Raw genomic sequence first — 15077 nt, 5'->3', positions numbered from 1 at the left:
GATCTTGCAGTTGTGGTGCCTGACAAACCCGGACATCGTGGGAGTGTCGCGGCACCACAACTGCAAGATCGACGCGGTTAGGCGAGGGGCTCGGGGACCGCGACCACGTCGACCAGCGCGTCCTTGCGGAGGACGGTGATCGGCAGGCGGGTGCCGATCGCCGGGCCCAGCATGAGCCGCTGCACGTCCTGCACGCCGGTGATCGGGCGGCCGCCCGCGGAGAGCATCACGTCGCCGACGTAGAGCCCGGCCTGCCCGGCCGGGCTGCCCGGCACCACCTCGACCAGCCGGAGGCCCTTCTTCTGCCCGATGCGCGCCGCCAGCGGCTGGGCGAGGGCCACCGGGGCCCCGGCCACGCCGAGCCAGGCCCGGCGGACCCGCCCGGTCGACATGAGCTCCGACATGATCAGCCGGGTGTTGGCGTTGATCGGCACCGCCAGGCCCAGCCCGATCCCGGCGACCGCGGTGTTGATCCCGACCACCTTGCCGGTCGAGTCGGCGAGCGCGCCGCCGGAGTTGCCCGGGTTGAGCGCGGCGTCGGTCTGGATGACGTCGTCGATGAGCCGCACGTGCTGGCCGTCGCGGACCGGCAGCGAGCGGCCCAGGGCGCTCACCACGCCGGCGGTGACCGACCCGGCCAGGCCGAGCGGGTTGCCGACCGCCACGACCAACTGGCCGATGCGCAGGTCGTCGGCGTTGCCGAGGGCCGCCGGCGGCACGCCCGGCTCGCGGATGCGCAGCACCGCTAGGTCGGCGAGCGGGTCGGCGCCGACCACGTCGAAGCGGGTCTGGGTGCCGTTGGTGAACTCGGCCAGGCCGCCGTCGGCACCGGCGACGACGTGCGCGCTGGTCAGGACGAAGCCGTCCGGGGTGTACACCACCGCCGAGCCGGCCCCCTCGCCGCGCCGGCTGCGCACGGTCAGGCTGGCCACGCTCGGCAGCAGGGAGGCCGCCACGCTGGAGACGACCCGGCTGTACGCGTCAAGCGCGTCGATTTCTGGGTCCATGCCGGACTCAACGCCCCGGCCCTCGCCCGGCATGCCCGCGCGGTTACGCCAACAGCGATACCGCCGGCAGGTCGAACCAGCGCAGCGCCTCGAAGTTGGCCGATACGATGCCGTCCGGCTGCGGCTCGCCGCCCCCGAGCGACTCGACGAGCTCCCGGGCGAACCGGAGGTAACCGGACAGGTCGGACTCGGGTGCCCGTTCGTGCCGCGAGGGCCAGCGCAGCTCGCCGGCCTCGTCGTAGGAGAGCTCGGACAGGCGCAGCGGCGGCTCGACCAGCCCGTCGCGGTGCCTCCACAGGCCGCTCTGCGGGTCGAAGCGGTACTGCGGGAGCAACGCCCAGCCGTGGGACGCCACGATGTGGACCGCCTCCACGATGTACCGGAACACCGTCTGCGAGATGAAGTAGTTGAAGCTGACGCGGACCCACCCCGGCTTGATCCCCTCGCAGCCCGCGATGATCTCCTGCTCGAAGCGGTGCGAGCGCTCGATGTCGATGCCGAGCAGGCGGTGGCCGTACGGCCCGGCACAGGAGCAGCCGCCGCGGGACTGGATCCCGAACAGGTCGTTGAGCAGGGCGACCACGAAGTTGTGGTGCAGGTATCGGCCGCCGGGCCGGCGGATCACGAACGACACGATCGACAGCCGGGAGGCGTCGAGGTTGCCGAGGATCTCGATGTTCGGGTTGGTCTTCCACGACGCGATCGCCTCGCGCAGGAAGCCCTCCTCCAGCGCGCGGATCGTGTCGGTGCCGACCGCCTGCTTGAGCTGGAACACCAGGCCGGCCCGGATCGACTCGACGATGGCCGGCGTGCCGCCCTCCTCGCGGTGCGCGGGGTCGGCGATGTAGTGGTGGTCGGTCGGGTTGACGTAGTCGACCGTGCCGCCGCCGGGGACCGTCGGCACCCGGTTGGTGAGCACCGCGCGGCGCACGACGAGGACGCCCGGGGTGCCGGGGCCACCCACGAACTTGTGGGGGGAGATGAACACGGCGTCCTTGTACTCGCCGGGCCCCGGGCCGTACATCGCGACGTCGACGTAGGGCGCCGCCGCCGCGAAGTCCCAGAACGACAGCGCGCCGTGCTCGTGCAGCAGCGCCGAGATCGCGTGCGTGTCGGTGACGATGCCGGTCACGTTCGAGGCGGCGGAGAACGAGCCGATCTTCAGCGGCCGGTCGGCGTACCGCACCAGCTCGGCCCGCAGGTTCGCCAGGTCGACGTGCCCGTCGTGGTCCTCCGGGATCACCACCACGTCGGCGATCGACTCCCGCCACGGCAGCTCGTTGGAGTGGTGCTCGAACGGCCCGATGAACACCACCGGCCGCTCGGCGGCGGGGATCGCGGCCGACAGCGCGTAGCGGTCCTCCAGGCCGGCCGGCACCCGCAGCCCCAGGATGTGCACGATCTTGTCGATCGCCGCCGTCGACCCGGAGCCGGTGAAGATGACGACGGTCTCGGCGTCGCCCCCGACCGCCTCGTTGACGATCTGGCGGGCGTCCTCGCGCAGGCGGGTCGTCTGCAGCCCGGTGCCGGACGACTCCGTGTGCGTGTTGGCGTACCGCGGCAGCACCTCGTCGCGGACGAACCGTTCGATGAAGTCCAGCGCGCGCCCGGAGGCGGTGTAGTCGGCGTACGTGACGCGGCGAGCGCCGAACGGCCCCCACATCACCTGGTCGTCGCCGATCACCGCGTCGCGGATCCGGGCCAAGAGGGGGCTTTCCATGGCGTCATTATGGGCGGCGCCACGCCGTCCCCTTTCGGGTGGTCGGAAGGATGTCGCACTGGTTGTCCGCCCAGGTCGGGGGCCTGACTGTTTAACGTTTCGTCCGGAGGTTCTCAGGAAGCCTCAGGGAGTTTGGGGGTAGGGAAGTTGGTCAGTGTTGACCAGTCCGAGCCAACAGACGTGGTCGATCGACTGCTGTGGCGGGACGCCACGCAGATCCTGAGTCGGCACAGCGATTCGGACGGGGAGGGCCAGTGCCTCTGGTGCGGGCGGGAGTGGCCGTGCGCGCCGCGCCGCCTGGCGGAGAACGCCGCCGAGGCCTCCCGTCGGCCGTGGAACGAGGCCTGGACGGCCCGCCACGACCTGTACAGCCTGCGCACGATGCCTGACTGGCGGATCGACCTCGGGAGCCGGCCCCGTTCGCGGGGCGGCTGGCATCGCGCCGGCGGCAACCGGGGAACCTTCCTCTAGCACGATCGTTGATCCCCGCGGAGACTTCGGCGCGCCCGCCGACGCACGTGGTCCCGCAACACAAAGATCCGCCCGGGAACGGTTGCCGGCATGCCTCCGCCGGCTCCGAACGCCTCCGGCCAGGCGTCCCCCCAGGGAACGGGCGGATCTACCCGGCAGGCGAGGGCACACGTCGTGGTTCCCCCGCATATATCGCGACCGTGCCCTCGCCTGCCAAAACCAGTACGGCCCGGGATCTCGTGGATCCCGGGCCGCCTGTGTGTCACCGGACTAGTTGTAGTCCGCCACGGTGAAGGTCGACCCGCTGGAGATGATCGACTGGACGTACGGCGGCGTGACCGCCGGCGTGACCGTGGCCGCGTTGATGATGCCGTTGCTGACCACGGTGAGCGTGTACGTGCCGTTCGGCACCGGACCACCCGGAACCATGAACACCGGCGCGGTGGCACTCGCCGCGACGTTCGCGATCATCGTCCCCGAGATGAGGATGTTCTTCGAGTCGGTGACCTCGGTGATGACCGAGCCCGCCGGGATGTTGGGGCCGTAGATCGGCTTGCCGAGGTCGGTCGCGGCGAACGTCGCGGCGGTGGTGGTGATCTTCTTGGCGTTCACCGAGAACGTCGACACGGCGTCGGGGATCACCTTCGTGGTGGCCGCGGACAGCACCAGCGGCGTCACCGCCGTGATGTTGGCCGTGATCGCCTTGTTGATCGTCGCCGCGCCCGTGGCGGACACCGCGCTGACCGTCGTGGCGGCCGGGATGCCGGCGCCGGTGATCGTCAGGCCCACGTCGGACGGGTTGAACGAGCAGCCCGCGCCCACCGCGACGGTCGTCGCCGTGGTCGTGACGGCGGTGCAACCGGTCATCACGCGGCCGGCGTTGGTCGCCATCGGGCCGTTGCCGGCCGTGTAGAGGCTGCAGATCAGGTTGGTGTCGGAGATGACCAGCACGTCGACGCACTCGGCGACCTGGCCGTTGGTCTTCGTGGTGGCCGGGTTGCCGGCCTTCGGGTCGTATGCGCCCTTGACCAGGTAGACGTGCGACTTCGAACTGTTCGGGTCGACGACGCCGGCGGCCGCGAAGGTCATGTCGGAGAAGCCGACGCCGGCGATGTCGATGTCGGTCGCCGTGAGCTTCGAGTTCGGCGCGGTGGCGGGCGAGATCGTGATGCCGTTCGTGAAGGTGAACAGGTTCTTGCCCTCGTACGTCGGGCCGTTGGTCAGCGTGATGCTGATCGAGAAGTTGGCGCCGGGCGCGTGCGGCGGCGTGACCGCGGTGAAGTTGGTCGCGCTCTGGGTCAGGATCGTCATCGGCGTGCCGCCGACCGACGCGGTCATGGCGCCGGCCGCGGTCGGCAGGTTGGTGCCGGTCACGGAGATGGTCGAGCCGCCCTGGGCGGGGCCGGTGGCCGGGCTGACCGACACGATCGTCGGGATGGCGCCGGCCGAGTAGTAGTTGAACGCCTGGGCGACGAGGTGCTGGCCCGTGGTCGCCGTGTTCGAGTCGTAGACGCAGACGTTGTACGAGCCCGCCGTGACCGGCGCCGGCAGCGTGACCGCCAGCTTCGAGGTCGAGATGAGCCGCGTCGTGCCCTGCGCCGGGTTGACCGGCGAGCCGGTGGTGGCGTAGGTCGCGTCGCAGTTCGGGTGCGACGTCGAGCTCTGCAGCTGCACGTAGTACGTGTTGCCGGTGGTGAAGATCGGGCCGGCCGCCGTCAGGGTCAGCGCGTTGCCGCCCGCGGTGGAGCCCGACTGGGCGCTCAGCGCCACGTTGCCGCTGAGGTTGAACGGCACCGACGGCGCCGTCTCGGCCACCAGCGCGCTCGAGGCGTAGACGCAGATGTTGAAGTCCGAGCTCGTGACCGTCGGCAGGACCGTGAGGTACGGCTGGATCATCGTCGTCGGCACCAGGATCTTCAGGCTCCGCGACGTCGGCACCTGGAGGTTGGCGGCCGGCACGTTGACCACGCCGCCGGTCATCGTGCTGGCGCTCGACGCGGTCGGCGCCGACGCGCTCTGCGGCGTCGCCGCGCAGACCGGGGCGGTGGTCGTCTTGGCCTGGAACTGCACCGTGTAGGTCGACGGCGAGAACGGCGTGAAGATCGGGTTCGACGTGGTCACGTCGATCGAGTAGCCGCCGCCGCTGGCGCCGCTGGCCGGGTTGGGCATGATCGACGGGCTGACCTTGTAGGCCGCGGTCGCCGTCTCGGCGATGCCCGCGTCGCCGAGAGTGTCGCCGTCGTAGACGCACACGTAGAAGCTCGTCGCCGCGGTCACGTCCGGCGGGAGGATGAGCGTGCTCGGGACGGTGACCGTCCAGTTGTTGCCGCTCACGGAGCCCGTCGCGGCCTGCACGACGCCGGCTGTGACGGCACCGGCCGACGAGGTGATCGGCGTCTGACCGGGCAGCGTGGCGGCGCAGGCCACGAAGGAGAACTGCACGGTGACGGTGTTGCTGGCGCCGGTGAAGGTCGCGGCGGTCGTCGGGGTGAGGCTGATGGAGTTGCCGCCGCCGCTGGGCCCGTGGGCGGGCGTGACCGTGGTGATCGGGTCGAAGGCGGCGAAGCTGGGCGTCGCTGTCGCGACCAGGCCGGCCGCTACCAGGCCCAGGACGACAGCCGCGCGGGCGGCCGGCCGGCCGTCCGGCAGTCGTTTGCTGACTTGCACTTGAGTGTCTCCTCCGTTGTTGCCACGGGATGGGAGTGCTCGGTGGGCGCAAATCCCTGGGACAGGGGCGCACAGCATCCGGAACGTCACTCAACGTAGCAGTGAGGTAACTGAAAGTTCCTCAAAACTGGCAATCCGCTCTGCGGCGCCGGGCTGCGGCCCGAACGGGCCGCTACTCGGGGATCGGCAGCTCCAGTTCGAGCGCGGTGCCGCCGCCGAACGGGCTGCAGAGCGACATCGCGCCGCCCAGCGCCGCGACGCGGTCGCTGATGCCGATGAGGCCCGAGCCCCGGTCGGGGTCGGCGCCGCCCTTGCCGTCGTCGCTCACCGTCAGGTACAGCCGCCGGTCCCGCACACCCAGGGCCACGCGGACGACCGACGCCTCCGCGTGCCGGGCGGCGTTGGCGAGCGACTCCGCCACCACGTAGTACGCCACGGCCTCGATGGACTCGGGGAGGCGGGCCTCCAGCCGTACATCCAACTCCACCGCGACCGGGGAACGCCGGGCCAGCGCCTTCACCGCCGACGCCAGCCCGCGTGCGGTGAGGATCTGTGGATGGATGTCGCGCGAGATCTCGCGCAGCTCGTCGGCCCCGGCCGTGAGCCCGGCGGCCACCGCGGCGAGCTTGGCCTCCAGCCCGGGCATGGTGGGCGGCACGTCGTCCTGGGCCGCGCGCAGGGCCAGGCCGAGCGAGAGCAGCCGCTGCTGGACGCTGTCGTGGAGGTCCCGCTCGATGCGCCGGCGGGTCTGGTCGGTCGCGAGCACGACGCGGGCCCGCGACTCGACGAGGTCGGTGCGGGCCTGGGCGTTGGCGATCGCGGTGGCGACGAGCTCCGTGTAGTCGGCCAGCCGGAGCTCGGCGTCGCGGGGCAGCGTCTCGTCGCGCAGCACGGAGGCGGTGACGACGCCCCAGAGCCGCCCCTCCACGTAGATCGGCGCGCCGACCGCCGATCGGATGCCTCGCTCCAGCAGGAACTCGGCGAGCGGCCCGGCCGGGCGCGCGTAGCTGTCCTTCCGCGCCGCCCGCCCGGTGCGCCGGACCGCCGCCGACACGCTGTCGCCGTCCAGGGATATCCGGGTACCGGCGGGCAGCAGCGCCCCGGGCCAGCCCCACAGCGCGACGACGGTGCCCGTCCCGTCGGCCTCGTACCGCACGATGTTCGCCCCGTCGGCCCCGACGAGCCGCCCGAGCTCCGCCGTCACCGCCTCGAACACCTCCGACGGCGACACCCCGCGGGCGACGAGCGTGGCCACCCGCCGCAGGGCGGTCTGCGCCTCGACGAGCTGCGCGAGCCCGTTGAGGCTGCGCCCGAACGAGGCCCCGAGGACGTTCAGCGACCGGCCGAGCCGGCTGATCTCCCCGAGCCCGGTGTGCAGCAGCCGCGCGTCGAGCCGCCCGCAGGCGAGCTGGTCGGCGATGACCGCGGTCTTGCGGACGGGGTTGACGACGACGAGGAGGAGGTACGCGGCCACGACGAGCAGCACCGTGCACGCCACGAGCCCCCCGGTAAACGCCCCGACCAGCAGGGGCGTGGGCACCCAGACCCCGGTCGGCACCACCCGCGCCGCTCCTTCCGCCACGCCTGCTGAGCATGGGTTACCTGCCCGCTGCGCCCCCTCTCATGCGGGCGACCCCGACGATCCCGCCACAGAGCACCCGTTCAGCCGACGTACCAGTCGAACAGGACCCACCCGGGCGGCGTGGCCATGACGAGCAGCATGCCGGCGCAGGCCGCGCTGGCGGCGGCGACGTAGAGCGCGACGATCACCCCTTGGATCACCACGAGCGTCCAGGCCACCCGGTGCGCGGTCATGGCACCGGAGCCTATCGATCCGCGCCGCCGCGCGCCGACCCGTCAGGGCCCGATCAGCGTGAGGGTGAGCGTGCTGCTGTACCTGCCGGTCGGCGCGGTGTCGGGCAGCCAGAGCTCCAGCTCGGCCCCGACGTCCTGCGACCCGAGCCACGGGTTCTGGAGCGAGCCGAGCGTCGGCGAGGAGGTCGACGTGGTCTACGACCCGGCCGACCCGATCGGGAGCGCCTACCTGGCGGGCGACGAACCGAACCTGCGCCAGACGGTCCTGCTCCTCGTCGCCGCCGCCGTGCTGGCCGCGGTCCTCACCTGGTCGTTGCGGCGGAACTGGCGCCGGCTGCGAGGCGAGGCGGAGTCGTGGCGCAACCGCCAGCCCGTGCCCCGGCTCGGCAAACGGCGATAGCCGCCCCCGCGAAACGGGCGCCCTCCCCGCCGCCATCTTTCTCGTGATGGCACCGGGGAGGGCGTCGCCGGTGTTCCTCGGGCGTCGCGCTTGTCCTTGCCCGCCGCACGGCGGCGTTGACGCGGTGCCCGTGGGCTCAGCGGTAGTTCGTGATCACGCCCAGCAGGGGCTCGGGCTGCCCGGTCACTCGCTGGCAGGTTTCGGCGGTGGTCGGGCATCGCATGACGACCGTCGCCCGCTCGTCGGCCAGCACCAACTGCGCGTCGTCCTCCCACGTCGCGAAGTCGATGTCGTAGCGTCTGACCGGCTCGCCGCTGCCCGCCTGGAGCTGCGTCGTGCGGTACAGCCGCACCCCGGCCGGGTGCACCGACACGGCGACCCAGGTGCCGCTGGGCGAGAAACGGCCGCGGGTCAGGGCTACCCCCGCCGCGCACATGCTCGTCGTGGGCGCCGACATCGATTCGCCGATCGGGGCGACCGATACGCAGTGCTGTACGTCCGGGCCAGTGCCTTTCTGGACGGCCAGCAGGGCAAGTTTGCCGTCGGCCGAAACGTCGTTCAGGTAGAGGTCCGGCGACGTGGTCGAGGTGCCGGTCTTGAGATTCCAGATCGCCACCCCGGTGAAGGCGGGACCGCTGTCACCGACCCCGGTGAACTGTGCCACCAGCCGGTCGCCACGAAGCCACATGTCCTCCAGCTGCGAGTTGCGCAGTTGCGGCGGAAGCTGGATGCGGTGCCGGACTCGCAGCGATGGCAGTTCGAAGACGTAGATGTCGTCGCCGACCAGCGCCCCCATGGACCGGCCGTCCGGGGCGTACCCCACCGGTGCGCCCTTGAGCGCCGGTTGGAAGGCCTTCAGCTGACCGGACTCGGTGAGAAACTCGATCGACGGAAGGTCCATCGGACCGCCAGAGCTGACGACCCAGCCCCCGGCCACGCCGACCGCACGAAACGCGGTGCCTCCGCCCGGCTTCGGGATCGTCACCAGCCGGCCCGACGCCGTCCGGATCGCGTTGCCGGCCAGCAGAACGTCGACGCCGGACGGGGTCGCGCCCGCCGTCGTGGCCGGGCTGGTTTCGGCCGTCGCGGACGGGCTGGGTCCGGCCGTCGCGGTCGGGCCGCGTCCGGCCGTTCCGGTCGGGTCGGGCGATGCCAGGGGAGCGTGGCGTTGATCCGACGTGCCGGCACCGAACGCTACGGCACTGACGGTGACGACCACGGCCAGCGCTGCCGCCGCGGCCGCGGAGGTCGCGATCCGGCGCCGGCGCTGCGCGGACCGGCCGCGCCGGATCAGCTCGTCGACGTGCAGCGACTCCGGCGCGAGGTCCTCGACGCTGCGCGTGATGGTCGCCTGGAAGTGCGATTCGAATGACGTGTTCACAGCGCGTTGATCTCCTTACCCATCCGCTGGCGGAGCGCTTGCAGCCCGCGCGCGGCGTAGCTGCTGACGGCGCTGCGGGAGATGCCGAGCATCTCGGCCACGTCCGCCTCGCTCATGTCGTCGTAGTAGCGCAGCACGAGTACCGCCCGTTGCCGGACGGGCAGCGTCAGCAACAGCCGGCGCATCTCGTCCGCGTCGGCCAGCGCACCGCTGGCATCCGCGACCGAGCTGTCGGGCAACGACACGACCGGCCGTTCGGCCGACCACCGGCGTCGCCACCACGACGTGGCCGTCGTGGCCATGACCCGGCGAACGTAAGCTTCGGTCGCGCTGGGATCCTTGATCCGATCCCACGCGACGTACGTCTTGACCAACGCGGTCTGGAGGAGATCCTCCGCCCTGCCCCGGTCGCCCACCAGCAGGTACGCGGTGCGCAGAAGCGCCGCAGAGCGCGCTCCGACGAACTCCCGATACCGCTGTTCCCCCGATTGATCCATATGGCTCTCCTAGTGAGCTCTGGTACGAGGTGGACGCGGCGGCGAGGCACCGACCCTGCGACGGCTACGTGTCGGCAACCGGACAACTTCCGCAACGAACGGCCCGGGCCACCTCGGTCTGGCTGGCCGACGTCACGCGTGGCCGGGGCGCCGCGCCCGTAGTCGCAAGATCAGGCGGCCGCGTGCCGACGCCGATCGGGCGGATCATGCCGTTGGGGCCGTGGTTGCAGTAGCCGCCCGGGTGCTTGGTGGTTGGACTGTCTCAGAGGCCAAGCGCGGCGGCAATGTCGCTGACCTTCTGGACCAGGCGCATCGATCCGGGCCTCTCACTCGGTGTGGGCATCAGGCGCGACTGTTACGCGCCAGATGTCACGCCACGAACGCCAGCAATCCGGGAATGACACCGGCGACGAGGGCTGCGGCGATGCTGGTCAATGGCAAGCTGGCACTCCTCGGCGTGGTTCCCTCCGGGTCCTTCCCGGATGCGTGCAATCTGCGCTTTGGGTTTGAGTCCGCTGGCATCGGCGACGGCACCATGACCCGGTCACTGGATACGGTGTGTCGGTGCGCAATCCCGTGGATGAGGCTCCGTTGGACAGTGTCATCGACCTCGATGTAGCCGAGGATCGGCCGACGAAGTCGGCGGCCGCACCGTGGCCTCGTCTGCGTCGCGTCGCGTCGATGAAGGTTTCTGTACGCGGTGTGGTGGTATTCATGGTGTTCGGTGGCCTGGTGGGTGGAGTGGCTGGGCAGAGTTGGGAGGCCGCCCAGCAGCGGCGCCGCCAGGCTTCGGAGCTGTCGCTGTTCCTCGCCGTCGCGGGGCTCGAATCCGTCGCGGGCGCGGGCGGCCGGGTGACCATCGAGGGAAGCATCGCGGTGGTCAATGGCGCCCCCAGGCCGGTCGAGGTGGCCGGCGCGGGCAAGGTCGCCGACGTCATGGTCTGGGGGCAGCAGCGAATCGCGCCGGCCGCGACCGGCCGATTCCCAGTGAGCGTGGCCATCACCTGCTCGGAGGACGCTGGGACCAGGCCCTTGCCGGTCGAGCTGTCGGCGGTCACCGCGGACGGCGTGCACCGTACCTTGACGATGAGGCTTGACCTGGTCGGCAGCCGTTGGTTCGAGTACGTCGAGCGAGTCTGTATGCCTCGCTAAGCACTACGGCAAGTGCATGTCACGACCTTGGCACTCCCCTTGATGCGGCGAACTGCGCCGCAGGTCAGCGGGGGCCGCATCCGCGATACTGTGCCGCGGCAACCGGTTCTTCGCGTCCGAGAGGTACTGCTGGTGTAGTCCTGACCGCCATGTCACATTTGTTCGGGAGCTTCAAGATCTCCGATGCTTGGATTCGATGTAGTCAGCGACCCACTTCTTACTGCTGCGCCAAGATCCGTCGTCGCTCTTGATCGCGCGGAGCCGTCCACGGACGGCCGCGGTGCGAAGCGCGTTCTCGGACAGGTCGGACGTCGCCAGTGCGGGGAGTGGCAGGAGCTTGACCGGTCCGGCCACTGCGGGCATGACAAAGCGGTAAAGGTTCGTGGTGACGCTTCGGGCGATCAGTTCGCCAAGCGGCCCCGGTTCGCCGGCGTCGGCCCGCCGCATGGCTCGCAGGTACTTGTCGCGGTCTCGCTTGTAGATGATCGCCGGTGGGTAGCCCAGCCTGCAGAGTATGAGGTTGAGCAGCAGTCTTCCGGCACGTCCGTTGCCGTCCAGGAAGGGATGTACCTGCTCGAAGCGATTGTGGACGCCGGCTAGCCGCTCCGGCCAGGCAGCGACGCTGTCGAGCCGCAGGTCGTTGACCATGTCGATCCAGCTACGCATGTGTGAGTCGACGTCAGCCCAGGTGGGCGGCTTCATGCCGCCCGGAAACTTGGCGATCTCGTGTTGGCGGAAGTTGCCGGGGGATTCCGCCGCGCTCGCGTGTGGATGCGGGGCGATGGTCCACACCGGCGTCATCGCCGTGAAGTGGACCTGCCGGACCTCCTGCAGCGAAACCAAATCGCCGGACTGCCACCCACCGGGGTCCAGGGCCTGGCCGTAGACCCATTTAGCGGCATCGCCGTAACCCTTGACCTCCATGTACTCGCTCAGTGGCTTCGCGCCGACGGCCCGGCCTTCCTCGAGAAGCTTCTCGACCTCTTGGAGAACGAGCGTGTTTCCCTCGATGGCCGTGCTGTTATGAGCTTCCTGATGCCAGATGTCTGACCAGATGTCTTCGGCTTCGGCCGGAGACGGAAGACCGCCGAGGCGGTCGCGGAGCTCGGCGACCGCCTCGTCGAGGCGTTGGTACACGGTTGCTCGGGACGGTCGGCCTGGGCCGGACACGGCCACTCCTCAAGTTGTTCGGTTTGACGAAAACTAACCGTACCGAACAAGTGTGTAGTTGTACGCCACGCCGGATTTAATCGTTCCGAACAAAATGCGGCCACCGGCGAGCGCCGGCGGCCGTGCATGCCGCTGATCAGGAGGCGTCGGGGACCGTCGCGACGCCGATCGGGCAGGTCATGCCGTTGGGGCTGTGGTTGCAGTAGCCGCCCGGGTTCTTCGCGTCCGAGCGGTACTGCTGGTGGTAGCCATGGCGGTGAGGTCACATTTCATCGCGGCGCCGGGAGGCATAGGCCGCCCAGGAGTCGACTGCCTGCTCGAGGTCGAGGGCCGCGACCGCCTCGCGAGTCATGCCTGCATGCCGTTGGGGCCGTGGTTGCAGTAGCCGCCCGGGTTCTTTGCGTCCGAGCGGTACTGCTGGTTAGCTTCCTTCTCCGACACCCGCTCCGGCCGCGCAAGCCACTGGCCGGAGATGCACTCCAGGTCGCCGACGGGCGATATTCATGCGGCACTATAGAAGCTAGAAGTAGCTGAAGCATAGCGTTGCGTATCGTCCGGGGCGTGCGTAACTGCGGGAGTCGCTATCCCACCTGCTTGCTGAATGACCTGCGGTACATGTCGTTCGGGCAGCCTCTGGCCGACCAGCCGCCACCCGCAGACAGCCACCCACCGTAGTAGAGGTATCGGAGATTGTCGTTGAGCCCGTACGAGCAGGAGATGGCGATCCTGTACCGGCCGGTTCCCTGTTCGCACCGGACCGCAGCATCGCCGGCCCGCTGGGCGTCGCTCCACCTGTACGTGCAGTCAGTGGGCTCGGCCATTGCCGCGGCGGGAGCGACGAACGCCGCACCGGCCGCAGCCGTGAGCGCCACGACGCTGCGAACGACTCGCATCCGCGTTTTCGGGTTCCTCATCTTGCTCCTTCGGGCAGGTGGCGCAGTGCAACTGGCGAAGGCGAGGATTTCATTGACCGCTATCACCGCACTCCCTGACCGCTATCAGCGTCACGGGCGCCCGGTGGGGCTGAACGCTTCCGGCAGTTGCAGCAGGCTCCCACCAGGACCTCATAACGCCGCCTCGCTTGGTCCGGCAGTTCAGCAGCAAAGTGCAGCAACCGATCGCACCGAGTCGGACCGCGCCGAAGCTGAAACTGTTGTACAGCAACGAATTCGACTTCACGAGACCCTATCGCCGTGAATCCCTTGGTTCCGGGCTTCACGCCGGGGGCGACTGCTGGGCGCTGGGAGAGAACTGGGAGACGATCTTGCGTACGAACCCTCGTCGCACCGATCGAGGCCAACAACACCAACGCCCTGACCGGCACACTCGCCGACCGACGCAGGCTCGTCCGGACAGCCGCGCTGCGATGGGGTGCCATCGCCAGGCCGTGACGAGCGCGTGGGTGGCCGGGCTCCATCCCTGTTGGGTGGATTCCGCTTGACGATGCCCTTGAACTGATCGACCGGGGAGAGATCGTGGGCGCGGCGACCGTGGCTGCTCAAGCTGCTGACGATGCGGAAGGCGTAGCTACCGCAGCAGCGCACTCACCCGCGTGTTGAACTGCCGGACGATCGGCGACTTTTCCGTGCGGGGCGAGGCTGTTCTGTAGCTCGCGCAGGTAGCCGTGCGCTCGTACAGTGGCCGAAGCGGGCCGCCAGGTACGCCTCGTCGAAGTAGGTGATCCACTGCGGGTCGCGGCTGCGGTCGGCCCGGTCGAGTGGCACCGGTGTGACGGCGGACGAGCTTGAACAGCGCGCCGACGTCGCGTGAAGCCAGCGCCCCGCGCACGTCGTCGCGCGCCCAGAACTCGTCGGGTACGCGCAACGGGTCCGCCGCCATGTGGCTGAGCGTAAGACGGCCATCGGTGATCGGTCGAGCACGTCATGTCACCGTGACATGCGGTCGAGCCATGCCCGGCGGCGGCAAAAGTCGGAAGAGTTCACGACGGCGCCGGGGTGAGTGGAGGCGTAAGGGACCAACGCGGCTGGGCGGTCGCAGGGTCTCGAATCCCGCTCACTCCGGCTGCCTTCCAGCGGCGACGAGGAGCAGCGCATGACCGAAGACGAGACCGACCGTGCTGGCCGCCCTCGGCCAGGGAAGCGAGCGTATCCTCAGGCGGTGCCCAGTCGGTGGTAGTGGCGGGAGTGGAGGCGCGGCGTGACCAGCGAGGCGACCGAGATGATCACGATTCCCCGGGTCGAGTTCGACGCCATGCAGGCAGAGCTGAGGCGTCTGCGCCGCGAGGCCGCACGTGAGGTCGCGCTGACACTCATGCAGGCAGACCGCGGTGCCGGACCCGGCGACGAGGCTCGGATGTTCACGCGCGAGCAGCTCGCCGAGGCGTGGGGAATTCGTGCCTGACCGGCAGATTCGTTTCCTGAACAAGCGTGGCAACAGGTAGAGGCGCTTCCCCAGCGGCTGCGGTGGACAGTCCAGCGCGCGATCTTCCACCTTCTCGATGAGCCGGTTCCGACGCTCGCAGATCCGTTTCCGTCGAGCGATCCGTTGCCAGGTGCTTATGAACTTCATCTGCCCGCCGACGGCGTAACGATCTGGTACATGGTCACGCCGCATGACGGGAACGAGGTCATCAGCATTCAACACGTGCGGGCCGACACCTGATCGGGATCGACGGGGTCGAGACGCATCCGGACTACCGTGATCAGCGGCCTATCGATCGCCACGCCGGTCGACGGCAAGCCGGTCATGGTCCCCAGCCGATAGACAGAACGGGCGCCCCGCGAGAGGGGCGCCCGTTGTGCAACAAGATCAGGCGGGCAGCGTGCCGACGCCGATG

Annotated in this window: 13 protein-coding genes and 1 pseudogene; 4 read left to right on the top strand and 10 right to left on the bottom strand. The window is 69.9% G+C overall.

Going from position 1 to position 15077, the window contains the following annotated elements; translation table 11 throughout:
* Positions 1-77 precede the first annotated feature (77 nt).
* Together IEZ31_RS08680 and IEZ31_RS08675 are read right to left on the bottom strand one after the other, a co-directional pair.
* Positions 78-1007: a S1C family serine protease gene (locus tag IEZ31_RS08680; RefSeq protein WP_190249247.1), complete on the bottom strand. Its 930-nt coding sequence runs from the start codon at positions 1005-1007 to the stop codon at positions 78-80.
* Positions 1008-1050: 43 nt separating this feature from the next.
* Complete coding sequence (locus IEZ31_RS08675) at positions 1051-2727, bottom strand: aminotransferase class V-fold PLP-dependent enzyme (RefSeq protein WP_190249246.1); 1677 nt, start codon at positions 2725-2727, stop codon at positions 1051-1053.
* Positions 2728-2907: 180 nt separating this feature from the next.
* On the opposite strand from IEZ31_RS08675, the gene IEZ31_RS08670 reads away from it, so the two are divergent.
* Positions 2908-3198: a hypothetical protein gene (locus tag IEZ31_RS08670; RefSeq protein WP_190249245.1), complete on the top strand. Its 291-nt coding sequence runs from the start codon at positions 2908-2910 to the stop codon at positions 3196-3198.
* Positions 3199-3468: 270 nt separating this feature from the next.
* Here IEZ31_RS08670 and IEZ31_RS08665 read toward each other — a convergent pair whose 3' ends face one another.
* The 3 genes from IEZ31_RS08665 to IEZ31_RS08655 form a co-directional block, all read right to left on the bottom strand.
* Complete coding sequence (locus IEZ31_RS08665) at positions 3469-5865, bottom strand: IPT/TIG domain-containing protein (protein ID WP_190249244.1); 2397 nt, start codon at positions 5863-5865, stop codon at positions 3469-3471.
* A gap of 172 nt (positions 5866-6037) precedes the next feature.
* Positions 6038-7426, bottom strand: coding sequence for a GAF domain-containing sensor histidine kinase (locus tag IEZ31_RS08660; protein ID WP_229834487.1), 1389 nt, complete (start codon positions 7424-7426; stop codon positions 6038-6040).
* A 101-nt stretch (positions 7427-7527) separates the two neighbouring features.
* A complete protein-coding gene (locus IEZ31_RS08655) occupies positions 7528-7680 on the bottom strand; it encodes a hypothetical protein (protein WP_190249242.1) in 153 nt (50 codons plus the stop codon).
* Between the two features lie 64 nt (positions 7681-7744).
* On the opposite strand from IEZ31_RS08655, the gene IEZ31_RS08650 reads away from it, so the two are divergent.
* Positions 7745-8080: a hypothetical protein gene (locus tag IEZ31_RS08650; protein WP_190249241.1), complete on the top strand. Its 336-nt coding sequence runs from the start codon at positions 7745-7747 to the stop codon at positions 8078-8080.
* A 136-nt stretch (positions 8081-8216) separates the two neighbouring features.
* On the opposite strand, the gene IEZ31_RS08645 is transcribed toward IEZ31_RS08650, so the two are convergent.
* Together IEZ31_RS08645 and IEZ31_RS08640 are read right to left on the bottom strand one after the other, a co-directional pair.
* Positions 8217-9461, bottom strand: a complete 1245-nt coding sequence (locus tag IEZ31_RS08645) for a hypothetical protein (protein WP_190249240.1) — start codon at positions 9459-9461, stop codon at positions 8217-8219.
* The gene (locus tag IEZ31_RS08640; protein ID WP_190249239.1) at positions 9458-9958 is read right to left on the bottom strand and encodes a SigE family RNA polymerase sigma factor; all 501 of its coding nucleotides are present in this window, start codon (positions 9956-9958) and stop codon (positions 9458-9460) included. The genes IEZ31_RS08645 and IEZ31_RS08640 overlap by 4 nt, the downstream gene beginning before the upstream one ends.
* A 564-nt stretch (positions 9959-10522) precedes the next feature.
* Between IEZ31_RS08640 and IEZ31_RS08635 the strand changes: the two genes are divergently transcribed.
* Positions 10523-11110, top strand: a complete 588-nt coding sequence (locus IEZ31_RS08635) for a hypothetical protein (RefSeq protein WP_190249238.1) — start codon at positions 10523-10525, stop codon at positions 11108-11110.
* A gap of 171 nt (positions 11111-11281) precedes the next feature.
* On the opposite strand, the gene IEZ31_RS08630 is transcribed toward IEZ31_RS08635, so the two are convergent.
* Together IEZ31_RS08630 and IEZ31_RS56190 are read right to left on the bottom strand one after the other, a co-directional pair.
* Positions 11282-12247 (bottom strand): Fic family protein, encoded by a 966-nt coding sequence (locus tag IEZ31_RS08630; RefSeq protein WP_190249237.1) that lies wholly within the window; start codon positions 12245-12247, stop codon positions 11282-11284.
* Between the two features lie 169 nt (positions 12248-12416).
* Positions 12417-12527: pseudogene (locus tag IEZ31_RS56190) on the bottom strand (peptide-methionine (S)-S-oxide reductase MsrA); the annotation flags it as partial.
* A 1910-nt stretch (positions 12528-14437) separates the two neighbouring features.
* On the opposite strand from IEZ31_RS56190, the gene IEZ31_RS08625 reads away from it, so the two are divergent.
* A complete protein-coding gene (locus IEZ31_RS08625) occupies positions 14438-14641 on the top strand; it encodes a hypothetical protein (protein WP_190249236.1) in 204 nt (67 codons plus the stop codon).
* A gap of 236 nt (positions 14642-14877) precedes the next feature.
* On the opposite strand, the gene IEZ31_RS56185 is transcribed toward IEZ31_RS08625, so the two are convergent.
* Positions 14878-15077: hypothetical protein (locus IEZ31_RS56185; protein ID WP_229834485.1), on the bottom strand; the 200-nt coding region annotated here is incomplete at its 5' end.

Source organism: Dactylosporangium sucinum, assembly GCF_014647515.1.
Classification (GTDB): domain Bacteria; phylum Actinomycetota; class Actinomycetes; order Mycobacteriales; family Micromonosporaceae; genus Dactylosporangium; species Dactylosporangium sucinum.
This window is presented reverse-complemented; position numbering and strand designations above follow the sequence as displayed.

What these genes read in the sequence shown, in the direction of transcription:
- IEZ31_RS08655 (WP_190249242.1), bottom strand. Translation starts at nt 7,680, where the DNA reads ATGACCGCGCACCGGGTGGCCTGGACGCTCGTGGTGATCCAAGGGGTG.
- IEZ31_RS08680 (WP_190249247.1), bottom strand. Translation starts at nt 1,007, where the DNA reads ATGGACCCAGAAATCGACGCGCTTGACGCGTACAGCCGGGTCGTCTCC.
- IEZ31_RS08675 (WP_190249246.1), bottom strand. Translation starts at nt 2,727, where the DNA reads ATGGAAAGCCCCCTCTTGGCCCGGATCCGCGACGCGGTGATCGGCGAC.
- IEZ31_RS08640 (WP_190249239.1), bottom strand. Translation starts at nt 9,958, where the DNA reads ATGGATCAATCGGGGGAACAGCGGTATCGGGAGTTCGTCGGAGCGCGC.